The following is a 20086-nucleotide window of genomic DNA, read 5'->3' on the forward strand; positions in this document are numbered from 1 at the left end:
ACATGGCCCGGAGCCTCACGATGAAGAACCCCTTCCCTGGCCCGCAACCTTACCGCGCCTCCGACCGTGATCGCTTCCACGGGCGCGGCGACCTGGCCCACCAGCTCGAGGGATCCATCCTCGCCAACCGCTGCGTCACCGTCTTCGGGCCGTCCGGCGCCGGCAAGTCGTCCCTGGTGCAGGCGGCGGTCCTCCCGTCGCTCATTGAGAAGCAGGAGATCCGCGTGGCGCGGGTCGACGGCTGGCCCGAGGATCAAGACCCGACGCGCTGGCTCGCGGACGCGGTGTACAGCGCCCTCGGCCTCGGCGAGCGGCCGTCCGGCGCCTCGCCCGCGGACGCGCTGATCGCGGCGGCGCAGCGCGTGGCGCGCGGGTCGCCGCGGCTCGTGGTCGTCTACCTCGATCAGATCGAGCAGCTGCTCTACGCGGCGCGCGCCGCGACCGAGGCCGAGGCGTTCTTCGCCTGCGTGAGCCGCCTCGCCGCGCTGCCCACCCGCAACCTGCGCCTCGTGCTGTCGCTCCGCGAGGACTACCTCGGCCGCTTCCGAGATCGGCTGCGCGAGCACCACCGGCTCCTCGATCACGGCTTCCGCGTCGGTCCTCTGACGGTCGCCGAGCTCTGCGAGGCCGTCTGCCAGGCGGCCGCCGCGGGCGAGCCGCCGCAGGCGTGGACGCCGGCGGAGGTGCGCCCGCTCATGCTCCAGGTGCGCGTGCCCGGCCAGGCCGCGGTCGACGAGGCCGAGGCGCAGGCGGCGTACGCGCAGATCGTGTGCCGCGCGCTCTTCGAGCAGCGCGAGGAGGGCGGCGCGGCGGCCAGCGCGGCCGAGGCCGAGCCGATCCTGCAGCGCTACCTCGACGCGACGCTCGCCGGCCTCGGCGCGCTGCGCGACGGGGCGCGGCGGCTGCTCGAGGACCACCTCGTGACCGCGGACGGCAGCCGCACGCTGCGCACCGAGAAGGAGCTGCTCCGGATCCTCCCCGCGGGCGAGCTCGAGCCGGCGCTGAGGGCGCTCGAGGGCGCGGCCATCCTCCACGCCGCGGAGCACCAGGGGAGCCGGTACTTCGAGATCGGCCACGACTGGCTGGCGCGCAAGGTCTTCGAGCAGCGGCAGCAGCGCCGGCAGCAGGAGGCGCAGCTTCGCGAGCGCGCCGAGGCAGAGGCCAGGCTCGCCGGGGAGCGCGCGCGGCGGCGCCGCTTCGCCGCCGCGGCCGCGGCGTCGCTCCTTGTCGCGGCCGGCGCGGCGTCGCTCGGCGCCGTGGCGTACTACCAGAAGCTCCGCGCGGACCGCCTGCGCGTCCAGGAGGCCGAGGCCCGGCGCGAGGCCGACCGGCTGCGGTGGTTCGCCGAGAAGAAGCGCTCCGAGGCGCACGACGCCAGCCTCCTCGCCGGCTTCCGCGAACTCGCGGTGCGCGCCCGGCTCCCGCTGGCGATGAAGCTCCTACCGGAGGTGGAGCTGCCCGCGATGCGGCGCGGCTGGGTCGAGCTGGCGAGCGACGCCCTCGCCACGAACGCGCTCCGCGCGACCCTCCACGGGCACGCGGGCCCCCTCGCCGCGGCCGTGTGGAGCCCCGACGGCGAGCGCGTGCTCACGGCCTCCGCCGACGGCGCGGCGCGCGTGTGGCGCGCCGACGGCACCGGCCGGCCGGTGGAGCTGAAGGGCCACGGCGGGGCCATCCTCGCGGCCGCGTGGAGCCCCGACGGCGCGCGCGTGCTCACGGGCTCGGAGGACGGCGCCGCGCGCGTGTGGCGCGCCGACGGCGCGGCCCCGCCGGTGGAGCTGACGGGCCATCGCGGCGGCGTGACGGCGGTGGCTGCGAGCCCCGACGGCGCGCGCGTCGCGACGGCATCGGACGACGGGACGGCGCGCGTGTGGGGCGCCGACGGCAAGGGCGAGCCGATCGTCCTCACCGGCCACCGCGGCCCGATCAACGCGGTCGTGTGGAGCCCCGACGGCGCGCGCGTCGTCACCGCCGGGAGCGACAGGACGGCGCGCGTCTGGACGCCGGGCGCGACGGGCAGGAGCCTCATCCTGCGCGGGCACACGGGCGAGGTGGTCGCCGTGGCGGTGAGCCCCGACGGCGCGCGCGTCGTCACCGGCTCACGCGACGGGACGGCGCGCGTCTTCAGGCTCACCGGCGCGAGCGCGCCCGTGGTGCTCGCCGGGCACGAGGACGGCATCACCCACCTGGCCTTGAGCCCCGACGGCCTGCGCGTGGCCACGGCGTCGGCCGACCGGAGCGTGCGCGTCTTCCGCGTCGACGGCGGGGGCGAGCCGGTCGTCCTGACCGGCCACACGCTCTCGGTGAGCTTCGTCTCGTGGAGCCCCGACGGCGAGTACGTCGCCAGCGCCTCCGCGGACAGGACGGCGCGCCTCTGGCCGGCGGACGGGAGCGGCCCGCCGCTCGTCCTGGCCGGGCACCGCGCGCCCCTCCGCTCCGCGGCGTGGAGCCCCGACGGCGCGCGCGTCGTCACCGCCGCGTCCGATCCGAGGGGGCGCTCGTCCGACCGCACGGCGAAGGTGTGGAGCGCCGAGCCGCTCCGATCGATGCCGCACCGGCGCCCTCACCTCGGCTTCTTCCATGCGGCGTCCATCGCCGCGGGGGGCGCGCGCGTCGTCGCGGCCTACGAGGACCGGACGGCGCGCGTCTTCCGGGTCGACGGCGCTGGCGAGCCCGTCGTGCTCAGGGGCCACGAGGGGTGGGTGGCGAGCGCGTCGCCGAGCCCCGACGGCGCGCGCGTCGTCACGGCCTCGTTCGACCGGACGGCGCGCGTCTTCCGGGTCGACGGCGAGGGCGAGCCCGTCGTGCTCAGGGGCCACGAGGCCGAGGTGCGCGCCGCCGTCATGAGCCCCGACGGCGCGCGCGTCGTCACGGCGTCGGACGACGGCACGGCGCGCGTGTGGAGCGCCGACGGCAAGGGCGAGCCCGTCGTGCTGCGCGGGCACGAGGACTGGCTCACGGCCGCGGCGTGGAGCCCCGACGGCGCGCGCGTCCTGACCACGTCCCTCGACCACACGGCCCGGGTGTGGAGCGCCGGCGGCGAGGGCGCTCCCGTCGTGCTCGAGGGCCACGGCGGCGACGTCTACGCCGGCGCGTGGAGCCCCGACGGCACGCGTGTCGTCACCGCCTCGGACGACGGCACCGCGCGGGTGTGGAGCGCCGGCGGCAGGGGCGATCCCATCGTGCTGCGCGGGCACGAGGGCGCGGTCCTCTGCGCCCTCTTCAGCCCTGGCGGCGAGCGCGTGGTCACCTCGTCGACCGACGGCACCGTCCGCCTGTGGAGCGCCGACGGCAAGGGCGCGCCCATCGTGCTCGGGGCGCCGGCGCCGGTCATCGCCCTGGCCTTCCTCGACGGAGGGCAACGGCTCATGACCGTCGCCACGGACAACAGCGTCCACACCTGGATGATCGACGTGGACGCGCTGAAGCAGCGCCTGCTCGCCGCGCACACCGACTGCCTGCCGCCGGACGTGCGCGTCACCTACCTGGGCGAGGCCGCGTCCGCCGCCCGGGATCAGTACACCGCGTGCGAGCGCTCGTACGAGCGCGCGCCGCTCCCCCTGGAGGGCTTCCGACAATGACGGCTCGCGACATGGCCGCGACGGCGGCGCTCGTGTTCCTGTCGACCCTGGGCGCGTGCGAGCGGCCCGGCGTCGAGGACGACAGACCTGAGCCGGCGACGGTGGCCGGCGACGCCGCCGAGGTCCCCTCCCCCGCCATGGCGCGGCCCGGCGTGCGTCGGCTCGGCGCCGGCGAGCGCCGGGTGAGGCTGCTCGTCCTGCCCGCCGACGCCGCTGTCGAGGTCGACGGCGTCCCGGCGCGGCGGCGGGACGGCGTCATCGAGCTCTCGGGGAGGGTCGGGCAGACGCATCGGGTGCGCCTCTCCAGGGCCACGCAGCACGCCGAGACGATCGTGACCCTCATGGACGCCGGCGTCTCGCCGCCCTCGCTGGACCTCGCCGCGCTGGCGCGGGCCGCGCGTCCCTTCGGGCGCGGCCGCCTCCCGACCGCGGCGACCACCGAGCCTGGGGCCGACGAAGCCGACGCCTCCGCCGCGCTGGAGCTCGCCGAGACGCCGGAGCTGGCGCCCGAGCCCATGTTGCCCGGTGTCGCCGCCGAGTACGACGCGCCGGCGGAACGCGCGGCGATGGAGTCGGCGCCCGGATCCGCGCCAGGCGCGGTGCGAGGCGCCGCGCCGGCGAACGAGGGCCCGGCGTGTGTTTGTCCGCCGCCGACGCAGGTCATCTCCAGGTGCCCGCCCGGCGCAGCCGCGGCGGCGGAGCACAGGAAGCAGCGCAGCGGCGTGCTGGCCGGAGACTCCTTCGAATGAGGGCGCGCGCAATGCCGGGCACGAAGCGCCGACGTTCCGCGGTTTTTGGCCTCCTCCTTGCCGCGGTGCTCCTGGCGCCGCTTTCCTTCGGCTCGCTCGCCGCCGCGCAGCCCGGCGGGCCCGGTGCCGCCCTGCGCCGCGAGGACGCGCGCGCGCACTTCGAGCGCGGGATCGTGCTGCGCGATCAGGAGCGCTGGACCGAGGCGCTCGCCGAGTTCCAGGCGTCGCGCTCGCTGTTCATGACGCTGAACGGGACGACCAATGCCGCCGCGTGCCTCATCCGGCTCGAGCGCTACGTGGACGCTCTCGAGCTGTACGAGAGCGCGCTGCGCGACTTCTCCGAGCGGCTCAAGGGCGAGGAGAAACGCGACATCCTGCTGGTCGTCAGGCTCCTTCACAACGCCGTCGGGACGATCGGGATCGTGGGCGGCGAGCCGGGCGCGACGGTCCAGCTCGACGGCGTACCGCGCGGCGAGCTCCCGCTCGAAGCGCCCCTTCGCGTGCCTCGCGGCCCCCACGCCCTCCGCGTTGTCAAGGCGGGGTACCAGCCGTTCGAGCAGCGCCTTGACGTGGCCGGCGGGGCGGCGGTCCAGGTGACGGTACGGCTGATCCCGCTTCAGGAGACGGCCGCGCTCGAGATCGCCGGGACGACGAGGGAGGAGCCGAGCGCACGCGGGACCCGGCCGGAGCGCGACGCCGAGTCCATCGATGCACGCGGGCCGCGCCGCCCGCCCCGCCTGCTCGCCGAGGTGAGCGCCGCGGTGCCGCTCGTGGTGTCGATCGGCGGAGACGGGTCGACGGGGTGCGTGGCGCCTTGCAGCAAGCCCCTCGGGGTTGGCTCCAGCTTGATCGTCCGCGGAGGGTACGGCATCGACGATCTATCGTTTGGCGTCTCGGCGGGTTACCTGAGCGTGCAGCAAGCTGTCCGCGGGCGCAGCGCGAAGGTCGAGGCCGTCGGCGGGGCTTCGTACTCGGTGAGCGTCGACGATGCGAAGGCCCTCCGCGGCGTGCTCGTCGGCGCCTGGGTCGGATACTCGTCGGGCGAGGGCTTCCTGCTCGACGTGCGGCTGGGCGCCGGCGGGCTGTTTGGCGCGGTGGCGGACGCGCGCACGAGCGCGCAGGCGTCGGCGAGCCGCGTGCTGTCGTTCAGCCGGTTCGAGCAGAGCGCGGCGGCGCACTTCGTTTACGTCGCGCCCGAGGTGCGCGCCGGCGTCAGGCTGGCCGGACAGGTCGAGCTCACGCTGGGTATCGAGGTGCCTGTGCTCATCGCCGTGCCGAGGCCGGCGTCGAGCCAGCAGGTGTTCGTCGACACCACGACAGGGCTCGACGAAGCCGCCTCCGCCTGGTTTCCGGGCGGGCCCCTCACGGCCCCCCTCTTCCCCCTGTTCATGCCTGTCCTGGGCGCCAGGTACGATTTCTACTGAGGCCGACCTGCCTCCGGCTCACTGCCGCGCGCGCGGGTGGAAATTTCACGATGACGATTGAGTCTTGCGGGTCCTTGTCCTCCTGAGCCTCCTCGCGCCGGCATTGGCCCCTCACACGGGGGGGCCGCCGACCCGAGGCGCGGACGAGCAGCGCGGAGGCATCGTTCGGCCCGAGCTGTTTGAGACCACGCAGTCGAGGCTGAATCTACGCTTGCACGGCCGCACGGAGACGTGGATCTCCGATCGGACCGGACATAAGTCGAGTCGTCAGATCCACCACTACAAACGCGCGGCGCGCAAGGTCGCTGAGCTCGGCTTGGGGGACTTCGCTCCTCTGGACGAAGCGATCCCCGAGCTGAACGGCAGGGGCGGCCGTTTAGGAGGAAGTGATCCCATGTCTGCGGGACCGGAGGCGGGCTCGCCGTCGCCGAGCGACGTCGCGTCCCTCGCCCGCGCGCTGCACCACCGAGTGCCGGGCGCGGTCGATGACGACGCCGGCCAGCCCGCAGCGGGCGCCCCGGTGGCTGCAGGCGGCCCGTTGGGCCCGCGTTGGGCCACGCCGGCGAGCGACCCGGCCGCGAATCAGACAGAACAGATTGAAATTATTGATATTTCGTCCGCGTCCGTCTCGTCGTCGCAGAAATCCTGGCGGGATTTCTGACACGGGGAACTAGCGAGAACCGCGGCGGCACGCAGATCGCGCTGGCCCCGGCGCACGGCGCGGCTCACTCCTTCCTGATGCGATATCCGGCGCGCGGGAAGTGCACCGCGATCTCCCCCACCTCCGGATCGCTGCGTCGTATCGTGATCTCGGCGGCCGAGAGCCGCACGACCACGCCCCGGGTCTCCTCTGGACCGTAATCGTCAGCCGTGATCGTCACGGCGTCTCCCGGCGACAGGCCCTCTCCGGTCGCGCTCTCCCCGCCGGCGACGTCGGCCGGCTCGGACGCGCGGGCCGCCGCGAGCGCCTCGGCGGCGGTCATCGCTCGGACGTCGCCGGGGCCGAACGCCTCGATGCGCGCGAACCACGCCGCGAGCGCGGGCCGCGCCTCGATCGCGGCGGACAGCCTGGCGCTCCGATTCAGGAACCAGACCGGGTGGAAGCACGCCGCGTCCGCGATCGAGAACGCGTCGCCCAGCAGGAAAGGCCGGCCACGGAGCTGGACCTCCAGCCGATCGAGCGACAGCAGCGCCTGGCTCAGGGCGTGCGGCGCCGCCTGGAAGATCGCGTCCTTGCTGAGCGCCGGCGACATCGCCGCGCGATCGGCCAGGATGCCGGGCGGCAGGACAGCGAACATCTCCACGACCACCGGCGGCACGGCCTGGGACATCAACCGATGATCCGCCCAGTCCTCGATCAGCTCGACCAGCCCGGCCTGGCCCGGCGGGACGCAGGAAGGCTCCGGTCGTATCTGCTCCAGGCGCCGCGCGATGCAGGCCGTGTCACAATAGATGTCCGCGCCGATCTGCAAGACCGGGATCCGCCGATATCCCCCCGTGAGCGGCGTCAGCTCCGGCTTCGGCGCCATCATCGGTTGCTCGACCGATCTCCACGAGATCTTCTTGTACGCGAGGATCCGGCGGATCTTCTCCGCGAAGAGCGATAACGGATAGTGGTGCAGGATGAGCTCGGCCATGGACGACCTCGTGCGCTGGCGACCTCTTCGGGTCGGCGTTCGCTGTCGAATCTAATGAGGGCGGCCCGCGCCGTTCTTGGGAGATCTTGCGATCCCCCGCCCCCTCTCGGGAGCTCCGGGGCGCCGGATCAGGCCGCCGGCGCGGCGCCAGGCGCCGCTCGCCCGGGCGCCGCGCGCCCCGCATCTCCCGCGTGCGCCGCATTCCCTGCGCGGCGCCGCCCGCGAGCCGCTAGCCTCCGCTTCGGGGGGCGGCGCCGCGGTCTCGCGGCGCCCTTGAAGAGCCCTCCTGACTCGACGGATCCCCGCGCCTCGCGCGGGACGAGGAGGCACCGCCCATGCTCGCCGGCCGCATGATGGATTACCCGCTCACGTTGACCCACTTCCTCGACCGGGCGCGGACGTACCACGCGCGCTGCGAGATCGTGACCCAGAACCCGGACAGGACCGTCTCCCGCTCCACGTATGCCGATCTCCACCGCCGCGCGTCGAAGCTCGCGCACGCGCTCACGCGGCTCGGCGTCCGCGCGGGCGACCGCGTCGCGACGCTCTGCTGGAACCACGCCCGGCACCTGGAGTTCTACCTCGGCGTCCCGGCCATGGGCGCGGTCCTCCACACCCTGAACCTGCGCCTCCACCCGAGCGAGCTCGGGTACATCGCCTCGCACGCCGAGGACAAGGTCGTCGTCGTCGACCGCTCGCTCCTCCCGCTCTTCCGCAAGTTCGCGCCGGAGATCCGCAGCATCCAGCGCGTCCTGGTCCTCGACGACGACGGGCCCGTGGATCCGGCGGCGGGCGACGGGCTCGACTACGAGGCGCTGCTCGCGCCCGAGCCGGATCACTTCGACTTCCCGAGCCTGGATGAGCGCGCCGCGGCCATGCTCTGTTACACGTCGGGGACGACCGGCAACCCCAAGGGCGTGGCCTACAGCCACCGCTCGATCGTGCTCCACACGCTGGTCTCCTGCATGCACGACGCGCTCGGCTTCCGCGACCGCGACATCGTCCTTCCGGTCGTGCCCATGTTCCACGCGATGGCCTGGGGGCTGCCGTACGCGGCGATCGCGACCGGCGCGAGCCTCGTGCTCCCCGGCCCGCACCTCGACGCCGCGTCGCTGCTCGATCTCATGGCCAGGGAGCGCGTCACGTTCGCCGCGGGCGTCCCCACGATCTGGCTCGGGATCCTCGCGCTCCTCGACGAGCACCCGAAGCGCTGGGATCTCTCGTCGATGCGCGCCATGGTGATCGGCGGCTCGGCGGCGCCCCCCGCGCTCATCGACGGCTTCCGCGCGCGCCACGGGCTCGTGGTCCTCCACGCCTGGGGCATGACCGAGACCAACCCGCTCGGCACCGTCGCCCACGTCCGGAGCAGCCTTGGCCGCCTCCACGAGGACCCGGCCGCCTCGCTGCAGACGCGCGCGTCGCAGGGCTACCCGGTCCCGTTCATCGATCAGCGCCACGTCGACGCGAACGATCGGCCGCTGCCCTGGGACGGCAGGACGATGGGCGAGCTCGAGGTGCGGGGCCCCTGGGTCGCCTCATCGTACTTCGGCGGCGAGGGCGAGGACCGCTTCACGAAGGACGGCTGGTTCAAGACCGGCGACGTCGTGACGATCGACGGCGAGGGCTACATGCGCATCACGGATCGAACGAAGGACGTGATCAAGTCGGGCGGCGAGTGGATCAGCTCGGTCGCGCTGGAGAACGCGCTCATGAGCCACCCGGCCGTCCTGGAGGCCGCGGTGTTCGCGGCGCGCCACCCCCTCTGGGGCGAGCGCCCGCTCGCCGCGATCGTCCTGCGGCAGGGCCAGAGCGCCTCGAAGGAGCAGCTCCACGCCCTCCTCGAGCCGCGCTTCGCGAAGTTCTGGCTCCCGGACGAGTACCTCTTCCTCGAGCGGATCCCGCGCACCTCGACCGGCAAGTTCCTCAAGTCGAGGCTGCGCGAGGAGTTCGCCGATCTCCTGGAGAAGAAGGCATCCGGATGACGCGCTGACGCGCCCGCGCGCCCTGGGAGAAATCGCCGGAAGCTCCCGGCAAAGCGTGTACTACGCTGCCGCCATGGCCGAAGGGGAACCCGAGGATTTCGCCGCCGCGCTGAACGACGCGGCCATCGACGGCTGGATCAGCGCCATGGGTCTCCGGCTGATCCGCGCCACGCGCGACGAGGTGGAGGCCGAGCTCGACATCGGGCCGCAGCACCGGCAGGCCTATGGCATCGTCCACGGCGGCGTCCACGCGGGCATCGTGGAGACGCTGGCGTCGATCGGCGCCGCGCTCCATGCCCTGCCGGACGGCCGCTCGGTCGTCGGGCTCGAGAACCACACGAGCTTCCTGCGCGCGGTCCGGTCGGGGCGGCTTCGCGCCACCGCGCGCCCGCTCGACCGCGGGCGGCGCACCCAGGTCTGGGAGGGCTCGGTCTACGACGAGGAGGGCCGGCTCTGCGCCTCGGGGCGCGTGCGCCTCCTCGTCCTGGAGCCGGACGCGACGCTCGCAGGGCAGCGCGCCGGCACGCCCGGGTGATCGCCGACCGCGCGAGCGCCTGACCGAAAGCTCCCCCCGACCCCTGATTGCCCGATCGCTGGCTCGCCTGACCCCCGGATTGCCCGCTCGCCCGATTGCCCGATCGCCCGAGCGCCTTACACCCTTCGCGAGGTGCCCCCGTTGCGCGACGCAGCCGCCCTTCGGATGATCGACCCCATTCCCCGGCTCGGCTGGGTCGGCGCGCCCTCGCCGGTCACGGCGCTGCCGCGGCTCGCCTCCGCGCTCGGCGTCGAGTTCCTCGGCGTCAAGCGAGACGACCTCTGCGAGCCACTCCACGGCGGGATGAAGATGCGGAAGCTCGACTACGTGCTCGCCGCGCCGCCCTTCTCGACCGCGGCGGCGTGGTCCGCGGCGGGCGGCATCGGCTCGGGCAACGTGGCGGCGCTCGTCGCCGCGGCGCAGCGGCTCGGCCGGAGGGTGCACGCGCACCTCTTCTGGACCGACCTCTCCAGGGGCGTGCTCGACAACCTCGCGTTCACCGCCTCGGGCCCGGCCTCGATCCGCTTCTACCCGTCGCGCGTCGAGCTCGCGCTCGCGCGCCCGTCGCTCTTCCTGCCGCTCCGCGCCCGGGACGACGACGGCGCGGCGATCGTGCCGCTCGGCGCCACGTCGGCGCTCGGCATGCTGGGCGCCGCGCGCGCGGCGCTCGAGCTCGGCGCGCAGATCCGGGCCGGCGAGCTCCCCGAGCCCGCGCGCGTCTACGTGCCGCTCGGCTCCGGCGGCACCGCCGCCGGGCTCGCCGTCGGGCTCGCGCTGGGCGGCCTGCGCTCGCGGGTCGTGGCCGTCGCCGTGGTCGAGCGCCTCCTCGCCTCGCGCTTCCGCCTCCGCGCCCTCACCGCCGAGCTCCGCGCCGCGCTCGCGCGGCGGGGCGTCGCGCCCGTGCCCCCCGCGGCGCCGATCGACGTCGTGCACGGCTACCTGGGCCGCGGGTATGGATCGCCCACGCCCGCGTCGCTCGCCGCCTGCGATGCCCTCGCCGCCGAGGGGATCTCGCTGGAGCCGGTCTACACCGGCAAGGCCATGGCCGCGCTCATGGCGCACGCGCGGGAGCGCCGGCTCGGCCCGGTGCTGTTCTGGCAAACCGCGCGGCGCGAGCCCCTGCCCCGGCACGACGGTTTTTGCGAGCGGCTCCCGGCCGCGCTGTCGCGGCGCCTCGGCGCCCACTGCGGCGGCGGATCTCGATAAACGACCTACATCTCGGCGCCTCCCCGGCGCTCGCGCGCTGTCGCTCGGCTGCACTTTTCTCCACGCCGGCCTCGTGCTGCCAGCGCACGGCGGCAATTTTCTGGATCGCACCGCCATTGCGACGCGATAGAATTGCTGTCTCGCTTGCGCCCTCGGCGACCGCCCATCCCGGCGCTCGTAACGCCGCGGCCCGCGCGCACACAACGCGCAAAACATGCGCAAACCACGCACAACGGACGCGCAGACCACGCGCGATATTCCCCACAGAAGGAGTCTTCACATGCTTAGGCCGCTACAGTCGAACTGGTGTGCTCCGCTCGCAACCATGCTGGTGTTGGCCGGGGTCGCGTGTGGGGGCGGCACCGATGGATCGAGCGACTCCAGCAACAGCGCCGGCGCCGGATACGGCTCGGGCACGGGCGGCAGCGACTTCGGGTCCGGTGTGTCGGCGGGCGCAGGCAACGGGAACGGCAGCAGCGGCAGCGGCGACGGGTGCAACGCGAGCCTCACGGGCATCGTGCGCGACTTCCGCGCCTACGAAGACGGCGAGGGGCACCCTGACTTCGAGACGTTCACGGGCCAGGGCCTGAAAGGCATCGTCGAGCGCGAGCTGGGCCCGGATCAGAAGCCCATCTATGCGCATGACGGCGGTACCGCGCACACGACGGGGCCCGAGGAGTTCAACCAGTGGTACCGCGACGTCGACGGCGTGAACATGCCGATCCAGTTCACGATCACGCCCGTCGTCGGCGCGGACGGCATTGCCACCTACGAGAACCGGGCCTTCTTCCCCATCGACGAGCGGGGCTTCGGGAACGAGGGGAGACAGCACAACTTCCACTTCACGTTCGAGCTCCACATGACGTTCGTGTACAACGGCGGCGAGGAGTTCAGGTTCTCCGGCGACGACGATCTCTGGGTGTTCATCAACAACCGGCTCGCCATCGATCTGGGCGGCCTCCACGGCCCGCAGGACGATAGGCTCGACCTCGACGCGATGGCGAACGAGCTGGGGATCACGCCCGGGCAGGAGTACGCGCTCGACTTCTTCCACGCCGAGCGGCACACGACCGAATCGAACTTCACCATCCAGTCGACGCTCGCGTTCACGAACTGCGAACCCATCTTTGTCGATTGATCCGCTCGATTGATCCGCTCGACTGATCCGCTCGACTGATCCCGCTCCACCTCTCCTGCCCAGCGAGGGCGGCGGGCCCGCTTCCGCGAGCCCGCCGGGGCTAAGGCTGGAACGACCCGCTGACGAACGTCGAATCGGCGAGGCGGTACGGCGCGCCCATGATCTCCCTGGGCCGCGGCCCGCGCACGAGCTCGCGCGGGAGCTCGTAGGTCTGGTCCATCAGCCGGATCTCGATCGGCCCGGAGTCCTCGACCTCCAGCGACCACTCGATACCTCCCGGCGGCAAACCCATGTAGGTGAACCCCCAGCGGACATCGCGCTTCGCGTCGGCCACGCGACCGCGCTCCTCCACGCCCTTTCCGTCCACCTCGGCGCGGATCACCCGGTTCGGGGACGTCACCTCGGCGAACAGCCAGGGGGCTCCCCGGGATGAGGCGACGCGGAGCCGGAGCGCCCGCACTCCGTCGCGCCGGACATCGCCGAGCACCGTGAGCGACGGCGCCGGCAGGGCGAGGGCCGGCGCCTCGCCCTGGCGCGTCACGCGAACGAACGGCACGGCGAACGAGGGCGCCTGCCCGCGATCGTCCGGGAAGTACGCGGCGGTCCACGGGTCGAGGTCGCGGTCGGCCGAGAGCCAGTGGGCCTCCCCGGCGGCGGTGTCGACCGCGTAGGCGAGGCTCGCCGGTCGGGGCCGCGCCTCGGTGAAGCCCGTGGTGGCGCAGGCGACGAGGAGCGCCGTGAGGCCGGAGACGCCGAACGCGAGCGAGAGCCGCGGCGAGCGGCCGCCGCCGAGCAGCTCGGCGTGCGGCAGGAAGAGCCCGAAGACGAGCGCGACGGCCAGGGCCGGCACCGCCGCCTTCGGCAGGCCCAGCGCGACGAAGAACAGGTACGGGCCGGGCACGGCCAGCGCGACCGCCGGCACCGCGGTCGCGACGAGGACCGCGGCGTCCGCGAGCGTGGGCGGGGCGTCGCCGCGCCGGATCGTCACCGCCGCGAGCCCGAGCAGGGCGAACGCGAGCGGCCAGGCGAAGTAGAAGCTCGCGCCCGGCATGAGCAGGCTCGCCGCGACGAGGAGCAACAGCCACAGGAGCAGCGCGCCGAGGGCGAGCTCGCACGCGCCGAGCCGCCGCCGGAAGAACCGGTAGCCCGCCGCGGAGGCCGCGAGCGCGGCGAGCGCGAGCGCGAGCCGGTACGCGGGCGCGTTGTACGGCTCGAACGGCATCACCCGGAGGGCCGGGTGCACGCTGCGGAGGATCCACGCGAGCCCGCCCACGGCCGCGGCGACGCCGGCGAGCAGCGCCAGGAAGGCGAGGAGCCCCGCGGCGATCCTGCCCGGCGAAGCGGCCCGCCGCCGCCCCGCGTGGAGCACCACGCCCGCGAACAGGCAGGTGACCAGCGCGGCGATCGGGAGCGTCCAGCCGATCGGGTGCGAGACGAGGTGGGCGCCCCACGTGTTGAAGTACACCGCATCTCCGCGCCCGGGATCGCGCAGGTCGAGCGCGCCGAAGCGCCGCGCGAGCGAGAGCGCGTAGTCGCCGGCGTGCTGCACGCTCCGGAGGTCGAGGTTGCCCACGGTGTCGGACGGGGCGTGGTAGTGCGCGGCGTCGTCGGTGAAGGCGAAGTTCAGCCCGGGGATCCCGGCCCGCTTGAAGACGCTGAGATCGGTGCTGTGACCCATGCGCCGCGCGACCTCGGGGAAGAGCGACGACGCCACCGGGTAGGCCGCGGCGCTGGCGAGCTCGCGGACGGGGAAGGCGTCGCCGGGCCCGGTGTCGAACATCGCGACCACGCCGCCGGCCCCGCGGGCGTCGAAGTTGAGCGCGATCCCCACCTCGCCGCGCAGCGGGTGCTCGTCCATGAACGCCTTGCCACCGAGGACGCCCCCCTCCTCCGCGTCGGTGAACAGGAACAGCACGTCGTTACGTAGCGGAGGGCCGCTCTTCAGGGCGCGCAGCGCCTCCAGGAGCGCCGCCACCCCGCTGCCGTCGTCGGCGGCGCCCGGGCTGCCGGGCACCGAGTCGTAGTGCGCGACGAGCGCGACCGCCCGGGTGCTGTCCGCGCCCGGCAGCCGCGCCACGATGTTCTCGACGTGCGCCGCGTCGTACGGCAGGCCCCACTGCCGGCTGAGGACCGAGGCGCGCTGCACCTCGGGCTGCACGCCGAGCTTCGAGAGCTCCGCGAGCAGGTAGTCGCGCGCCCGCCGGTGGCCCGCCGAGCCGGTGGGGCGCGGCTCGGCCGCGATCTGCGCGAGGTGCGCCCTGGCCCGCTCGGCCGAGAACACCTCGGGCGGCGCGCTCGCCGGGACGACGTCGGGGGGGCTCAGCTGTGCGATGCGGAGCGCGACCAGCGCGAGGAGCGCGAGGGCCGCGGCGAGGCGAGGAGACCACGCCATGGCGGTCGGTCGGCCTCAGCGCAGCGGCGCCGGAGGCTCCCCCTGGGCGACGTCGTCCTCGGGCCTGCGCGCGAGGCGCGCGGCCGCGCGACGGTAGAGCTCCGTGAGCGGCGCGCGGTGCGCGGCGAGGAGCACCGTCACCCCGGCCAGCCACAGGAGCACGAGCGGCACGAGCGCCGAGGAGGTCGTGTAGACGAGCACGGGGCGGAAGGCGCGCTCGCGCGTGACGAGCTCGCGGCGCGCCTGGACGGCCCTCTCGTAGTCCGGGAGCGACAGCGCGACCGGCGTCACCCCCTCCAGCACCGCGCCTCCAGGGGCGAGCGCGCCGCCGCCCTTGGCCATATCGTCGTCCTTGGCCCTGCGCACGGCGGCGGGCGCCGGCGCCGCCGACTCGCTGTACGTCGAGTTCCAGCGCTCCGCCCTGTAGCTCCTCGCCGAGACGGCGAAGAGCCCGACCAGGAGCGCCAGGCCGCCCAGGCCGAGCAGCACCACCATCGCGGCGGCGCGGCCACGGCCTCCGAGGAGCCGCCCCGCGAGCCACGCCGCCACGGCCGTCGCGATGCCGACCAGAAGCGCCACGAACGTCGCGGGCGCCAGGAACCACAGGCCCGCCATGAGCAGCCCGCCCAGCGCGCGCAGCGCGCGCACGCGCCCGCGGCTCGCCGCCCCGCCGGGGCGGACGGCGATCCACGCGGCCACGAAGCCGATCGCCACCGCGAAGGCGTCGCCCGCGTCCGCGAACCACACCGGCCGGTCGCCGCCGAGCAGCGCGAGCGGCACCACGCGATCGGGCAGCCCGACCGTCAGCGCCACCTCGCTCGCGGTGAGCGGGTAGCTCGGCATCGGCAGCTCCAGGGTTCCTCCGAGCGAGTGCACCGCCGCCTGCGCCAGCGACTGCACCTGGATCGTGTGGCTCCCCGTCTGCAGAGGCACGAGGACCTCCTCCGCGGCCTTGCCCTGGTGCATGATCCGCTGCGCCTTCCCGTCGGTGGCGAGGTAGATCGGCCGCCCGCCCGGCGCGTAGGTCAGGTAATCGATGCCGTTGTTCTCGTAGGTGAGCGCGTCGTCGGCGACGAGGTCTCCGCGCTCGGTCAGGACCAGGGTGCGGCGGTGGTCGCGCACCACCGCGGCGAGGACCTCGACCCCCGAGAGCGGCTCGACGGCGACCTCGACGCGCTGCCCTCGCTGCACGAGCAGGAGCCGCGACGTCGCCTGGGTCCGCGGGATCGGCGACTCGGCGGCGTCGACCTGGCGCGCGTCGCCCTTCACCGTGAGGCGGTGCTCCGCGTCGGACTCGAACAGCCACCACTCGTAGGCGGAGCGCGGATCGGGCGAGAAGGCCCCGACCTTCGGGAGCGTGCCCGAGATCTTCATCTCCGCGGCGCGGCCCGAGGTGGGCAGCACGAGCTCGCCACCCTCGACCCGGAAGCCGCTCGCGCCCGCGACGTCGAGCACCTTCTCCCCGAACGCGAGCGGCAGGCGCACGACGCCGAGGTCGCTGCCCGACCGCATGACGAGCCGGTACTCGAAGCCGATCTCCCGGCCGACCCGCACCGCGCGCGACAGCTGGAAGACCGTGGGGCCCGCGCTCTGCGACCCCGCGCCCCCGTCGGGGGTGAAGTGGAGCGTCGCCCCGTGGAGCCCCGAGAGCCGCGCGCCCTCGGCGACGGAGCCGCCGGTGATGTCGGCCTCGAACGTGTTGAGCGGACCGGCGACCAGGAGCGTGAGGTCGCCCTCGAGCCACAGGGTGCCCCGGAGCACGAAGCGGCGCGCGGCCGTCCAGAGGTAGTAGTGGTCGTCCTCGAAGCTGATCGGCGCGGCCTCGCGGCGCGACGCGGGCCGTCCATCGTCGAGCGTGGCCTCGATGCGGAGGTGCGCCGGCGGCCCGAAGAGCGGCACGGCCACGGGGCGGTCCGTGAGCACGCCGCCCGAGAGCTCGAACTGGAGCGGCCCCTCGCCCACCGCGCCCGTGATGCGCAGCCGATCGAGCGCGTAACAGCGCTCCTCGCAGCCCCCCGAGCCGCCGTGCTGGTCGACCCAGCGAGAGAGCATCTCCAGCTGTCCAGCCCACGATTCCGGCGGAGGCCCGTGCGCCTGCGCCTGCGCCGCGGCGCCCTTCGCCGCGGGCGTCGCTGGCGCCGCGCCCGCGGCAGGCGCCGCCGTCGGCGCGTCGGGCGCCTGCCCCATCGAGAGCGACGGAACGACGAGCAGCGACAGCACCACGAGAAGCCACAACAGCGTTGGTGGCGTGGCCTTGTTCCAGCGCGCGAGCGACATAGGGTAACTCCCTTCCTTGACCTGCCGAGCGAACGCGATGGCCGCCGCAGCGTCCTCATCAAACAACCTAGGGAAAAACGACGGCAACAAAATCGACATGAGGCCTTGACAGTTAACGCGTCGCGTCGCAGTGTCGAGGCGTCGCGATTGTGCCTCCGACGAAGCCACAAGGTGGCTCTGTTCGCGGGCACGGCCGTGCGGCGGGGCTCCCCTCGCTCCAGTGCACATCGCGTTTTGCGAGCCCGCGAGAGCGGGCGACGCGCGGGGCACGGGGGTCAACGCTGGATTCATCATTTCTGTGCGCCCGCGGTCGTCGCGGGGGGACATATCGAAGTGGGAGGCAGACCATGAGTGAGACCCAGAGCATCACGGAGCCGAAGGCCGAGAACAGCGTGAACGGGAGCGCCGGGCCCGCGCAGGCGGCGGACACCAGCGCCGGGGCGGCGGTCAAGCCGCCGTTCGTCGAGACGCTGCGCGAGCTGGGCACCTCCTGGGCAGGGGTGGCCATCGGTTACGGGCGGATCGCGCTCGAGGGCGCCGCGCGCGCCCTCGAGCGGTCGGCGGGCAAGCTCGGCGAGCTTCAAGGGAAGCTCAAGAAGGGCGAAGTGGCCGCAGCGGAAGGCGCCCGCTGAGCCCCCCCTCCAGCGCGCCGCCGAGGAGCGTCCATCACGGCGCTTCTTGCGGCGCCGGGACCGGCGCGCCGGCGATGCCGACGGCAACCGCATAGATCGAGCCGGCTGCACCTCCGACGTAAAGGGTCCTCGCATCGAACCCCGGGCCCGCTCCGAACTGCGCATTGGCCACCCCGGTGGGGAAGCGCGCCAGCAGCTCGGCCTCCCCCAGGGCGGCGCCGCCCGCGTCGAGCCTCACACGATAGAGCGTCCGATTCTCGTCATCGACCGTGTAGAGGTGACCACACGTATCGAGAACGAGTCCGTCGAGCACGGACGAGGCGACCGTGACCACGAGCGAGGGGGGTTCGCCAGGGTTGTTCAGGTCGATCTTGCGGATCTCGCCGGCAGAGGAGTTGGTGTAGAAAACCGCCCATCGCGCCGGGTCGAAGACGATTCCGTTCGGCTCGCTCACCTCGGGGGCGCCGCTCGCGATCTCATCGATCGTGGCATCGGGGTTGAGGCGGATCACCCGATCGCCCGCGAGGTCGGTCGCCCAGACGTTGCCCAGCGCGTCCGGAGCGAGGCCGTTCGGGTCCGTGAGGCCTGTCACGTAGTCGTCGACCATTCCGGTCGCCGAGATCTGGACGACGGCGCCCAGCTCCGGCCGCGCCGCCACGAGGGTCCCGTCGGGCCGGTACCGGAGCCCGAGCACGGCGCCCGGCAGAGACGCGAAGTTCGAGGTCCGACCCGTGGCGTCGAAGCGAACGAGGTTCGGCCCCTGCTTGGCGACGAGGTAGCCCCGGCCATCGAACGCGAAGTCCTCGCTGCCGATGAACCCGTCCGTGACCAGCGCCGGCTCGAAGGGCCCGGGCGCGAGCGCCGCACACTCGCCGCTCGGCCCCGCGCCCGCGCCGACTGCCACCCCGCCGCCTTCTCCGGCGCCCACAGCCGCGCCGCCGCCCTCTCCGGTGCCCGTGGCCGCGCCGCCGCCCTCTCCGGTGCCCGTGGCCGCGCCGCCGCCTTCTCCGGCGCTCGCGCTCGCACCGCTGCTCGACGCAGCGCCGACGTGGCCGCCGCTGCACGCCGACGGCGCCCCGAACAGGAGCAGCGCCCAGCCGAGCAGCCGGTACCCTCTCTTCATCTAGCTCGCCTCCTCGCCGCGCACACTACACGCCGCCTCCCGCATTGCCTACGGTCGACGGCGCGCGCCCGGGGCGCGAAGGCGGCCGGCGCGACGCGCCGTCGGAGCGGGGCGGGGTGGCCCGCGAGCGCGGCGCGCCTAGCGCCGCGAGACGATGACGACGCCGGCGCCGACGATGGCCGCCGCGGCCCAGGTCGTCGCGGAGGCCCGCTCGCCGCCGAGCAGGACGCCGAGCGCGATGGCGACGATCGGGTTCACGTACGCGTAGCTCGTCGCGATCGCCGGGCGCGTGCTCCGGAGCAGGTACGTGTACGCGCTGAGGGCCACGATCGATCCGAACACCGCCAGATAGGCGAGCGCGAGGAGCGACCGCGATGAGGGCGCCGCCGCGAGGTGCTCGCCCGAGAGCGCGCTCACCCCGAGCATCACCGCGCCGCCCGCGAGCATCTCCGCCGCGACCGCCATCGGCCCTTCCGGGAGCGGCAGCGAGCGGCTGTACAGCGAGCCGAGCGCCCACGACACGGGGGCCAGCAAGATGAGCAAGGCCCCGGCGTGCGCCGCGTGGAGATCGCCGCCGAGGTGGAGCAGCGCCGCGCCTGCGAACCCGACGAGGAGCCCGATCCACTCGCGCCGGGAGACCGCCGGGGCGCCGGCGGGCGCGCCGCCGGCGGCGCCCCGGCCTCGCGCGGTGGCGAAGAGCGCAAGCCAGAGCGGCATCGTGGACACCACGACCGCGGCGACGCCCGAGCTCACCCACTGCTGCGAGACGACGACGAACCCGTTGCCGAAGACGAGCAGCAGCACCCCGACCCGCGCCGCCGCGCCCCACTGCCGCAGCGTCGGCCGCGGGGCGCCGCGCAGCCGGAGCACGCCGTAGAGCAGCGCGCCCGCCGTCATGAAGCGCGTCCCGGCCAGCAAGAAGGGCGGCATCGTCTCGAGCGCGACCGAGACCGCCAGGTACGTCGAGCCCCAGATCACGTACAGCGCGAGGAGCGAGAGCAGCACCAGCCAGCTCCCCCGCGCCCTCGCCAGCGCCGCGCGCGCCGTCTTCCCTGCCTCGCCTCTCGCCACCGCGATCTGCGCCGGCTCGAGCGCCTCCACCACGAGGAGCCCGCGCCCCTCGCCTCCATAGCTGGAGCCGGCCTCCAGCACCACGTCCTCCGGCGCCCCCTCGCGGGTGATCCAGACCGCGCCGGCGGTACAGCTCAGGAGCAGCGGGCCGCCCCGCAGGCGGTGCGTCCACAGGCGACCCTTCCCGAGCTCGATCCGCGACGCCTCCCGGAGGCGCGATGGCGGCTCCGAAACAAGTGAGGTCAACTTCATGCCCTGAAGGGTGGGGCCAAGCGAGCGACCGGTACAGAGGCAGTCGGTCGGTAATTGAGGCCGGTACAGTTTCCGGAACGGGCGACT

General features: G+C 74.1%; 14 protein-coding genes. 9 read left to right on the forward strand and 5 right to left on the reverse strand.

Annotated features, from left to right (window positions below):
• Positions 1-20 precede the first annotated feature (20 nt).
• The 4 genes from WMF12_RS30255 to WMF12_RS30270 all read left to right on the forward strand — a co-directional run bounded on the left by WMF12_RS30255 (position 21) and on the right by WMF12_RS30270 (position 6415).
• Positions 21-3581, forward strand: coding sequence for an nSTAND1 domain-containing NTPase (locus tag WMF12_RS30255; RefSeq protein ID WP_437850988.1), 3561 nt, complete (start codon positions 21-23; stop codon positions 3579-3581).
• Positions 3578-4330 (forward strand): hypothetical protein, encoded by a 753-nt coding sequence (locus WMF12_RS30260; RefSeq protein WP_437850990.1) that lies wholly within the window; start codon positions 3578-3580, stop codon positions 4328-4330. Before WMF12_RS30255 ends, WMF12_RS30260 begins: the two co-directional genes overlap by 4 nt.
• A gap of 65 nt (positions 4331-4395) precedes the next feature.
• The gene (locus WMF12_RS30265; protein ID WP_437850991.1) at positions 4396-5754 is read left to right on the forward strand and encodes a PEGA domain-containing protein; all 1359 of its coding nucleotides are present in this window, start codon (positions 4396-4398) and stop codon (positions 5752-5754) included.
• A 211-nt stretch (positions 5755-5965) separates the two neighbouring features.
• Positions 5966-6415, forward strand: coding sequence for a hypothetical protein (locus tag WMF12_RS30270; RefSeq protein WP_437850993.1), 450 nt, complete (start codon positions 5966-5968; stop codon positions 6413-6415).
• Between the two features lie 64 nt (positions 6416-6479).
• On the opposite strand, the gene WMF12_RS30275 is transcribed toward WMF12_RS30270, so the two are convergent.
• A complete protein-coding gene (locus tag WMF12_RS30275) occupies positions 6480-7391 on the reverse strand; it encodes a glutathione S-transferase family protein (RefSeq protein WP_437850995.1) in 912 nt (303 codons plus the stop codon).
• Between the two features lie 335 nt (positions 7392-7726).
• On the opposite strand from WMF12_RS30275, the gene WMF12_RS30280 reads away from it, so the two are divergent.
• The 4 genes from WMF12_RS30280 (at position 7727) to WMF12_RS30295 (ending at position 12252) form a co-directional block, all read left to right on the forward strand.
• The gene (locus WMF12_RS30280; RefSeq protein ID WP_437850997.1) at positions 7727-9373 is read left to right on the forward strand and encodes a long-chain fatty acid--CoA ligase; all 1647 of its coding nucleotides are present in this window, start codon (positions 7727-7729) and stop codon (positions 9371-9373) included.
• A 73-nt stretch (positions 9374-9446) separates the two neighbouring features.
• Positions 9447-9908, forward strand: coding sequence for a PaaI family thioesterase (locus WMF12_RS30285; RefSeq protein ID WP_437740138.1), 462 nt, complete (start codon positions 9447-9449; stop codon positions 9906-9908).
• Between the two features lie 132 nt (positions 9909-10040).
• Positions 10041-11114 carry a 1-aminocyclopropane-1-carboxylate deaminase/D-cysteine desulfhydrase gene (locus tag WMF12_RS30290; RefSeq protein WP_437850999.1) on the forward strand — a complete coding sequence of 358 codons (1074 nt, stop codon included), beginning with the start codon at positions 10041-10043 and terminating at the stop codon, positions 11112-11114.
• Between the two features lie 325 nt (positions 11115-11439).
• Positions 11440-12252, forward strand: a complete 813-nt coding sequence (locus WMF12_RS30295; protein WP_437851001.1) for a fibro-slime domain-containing protein — start codon at positions 11440-11442, stop codon at positions 12250-12252.
• 100 nt (positions 12253-12352) lie between these two features.
• Here WMF12_RS30295 and WMF12_RS30300 read toward each other — a convergent pair whose 3' ends face one another.
• The gene (locus WMF12_RS30300) at positions 12353-14644 is read right to left on the reverse strand and encodes a M20/M25/M40 family metallo-hydrolase (RefSeq protein WP_437851003.1); all 2292 of its coding nucleotides are present in this window, start codon (positions 14642-14644) and stop codon (positions 12353-12355) included.
• A 15-nt stretch (positions 14645-14659) separates the two neighbouring features.
• Entirely contained in the window at positions 14660-16921 is a 2262-nt protein-coding gene (locus WMF12_RS30305; protein ID WP_437851005.1) for a hypothetical protein, read from the reverse strand.
• Between the two features lie 347 nt (positions 16922-17268).
• Here WMF12_RS30305 and WMF12_RS30310 point away from each other — a divergent pair, with 347 nt between their 5' ends.
• Complete coding sequence (locus WMF12_RS30310; protein ID WP_437851007.1) at positions 17269-17553, forward strand: hypothetical protein; 285 nt, start codon at positions 17269-17271, stop codon at positions 17551-17553.
• Between the two features lie 34 nt (positions 17554-17587).
• Here WMF12_RS30310 and WMF12_RS30315 read toward each other — a convergent pair whose 3' ends face one another.
• Together WMF12_RS30315 and yedA are read right to left on the reverse strand one after the other, a co-directional pair.
• Positions 17588-18676: an SMP-30/gluconolactonase/LRE family protein gene (locus tag WMF12_RS30315; protein ID WP_437851008.1), complete on the reverse strand. Its 1089-nt coding sequence runs from the start codon at positions 18674-18676 to the stop codon at positions 17588-17590.
• Positions 18677-18814: 138 nt separating this feature from the next.
• A complete protein-coding gene (yedA, locus tag WMF12_RS30320) occupies positions 18815-19993 on the reverse strand; it encodes a drug/metabolite exporter YedA (protein WP_437851010.1) in 1179 nt (392 codons plus the stop codon).
• Between the last annotated feature and the right edge of the window lie 93 nt (positions 19994-20086).

Source organism: Sorangium sp. So ce363 (genome assembly GCF_051520435.1).
Lineage (GTDB): Bacteria > Myxococcota_A > Polyangia > Polyangiales > Polyangiaceae > Sorangium > Sorangium cellulosum_B.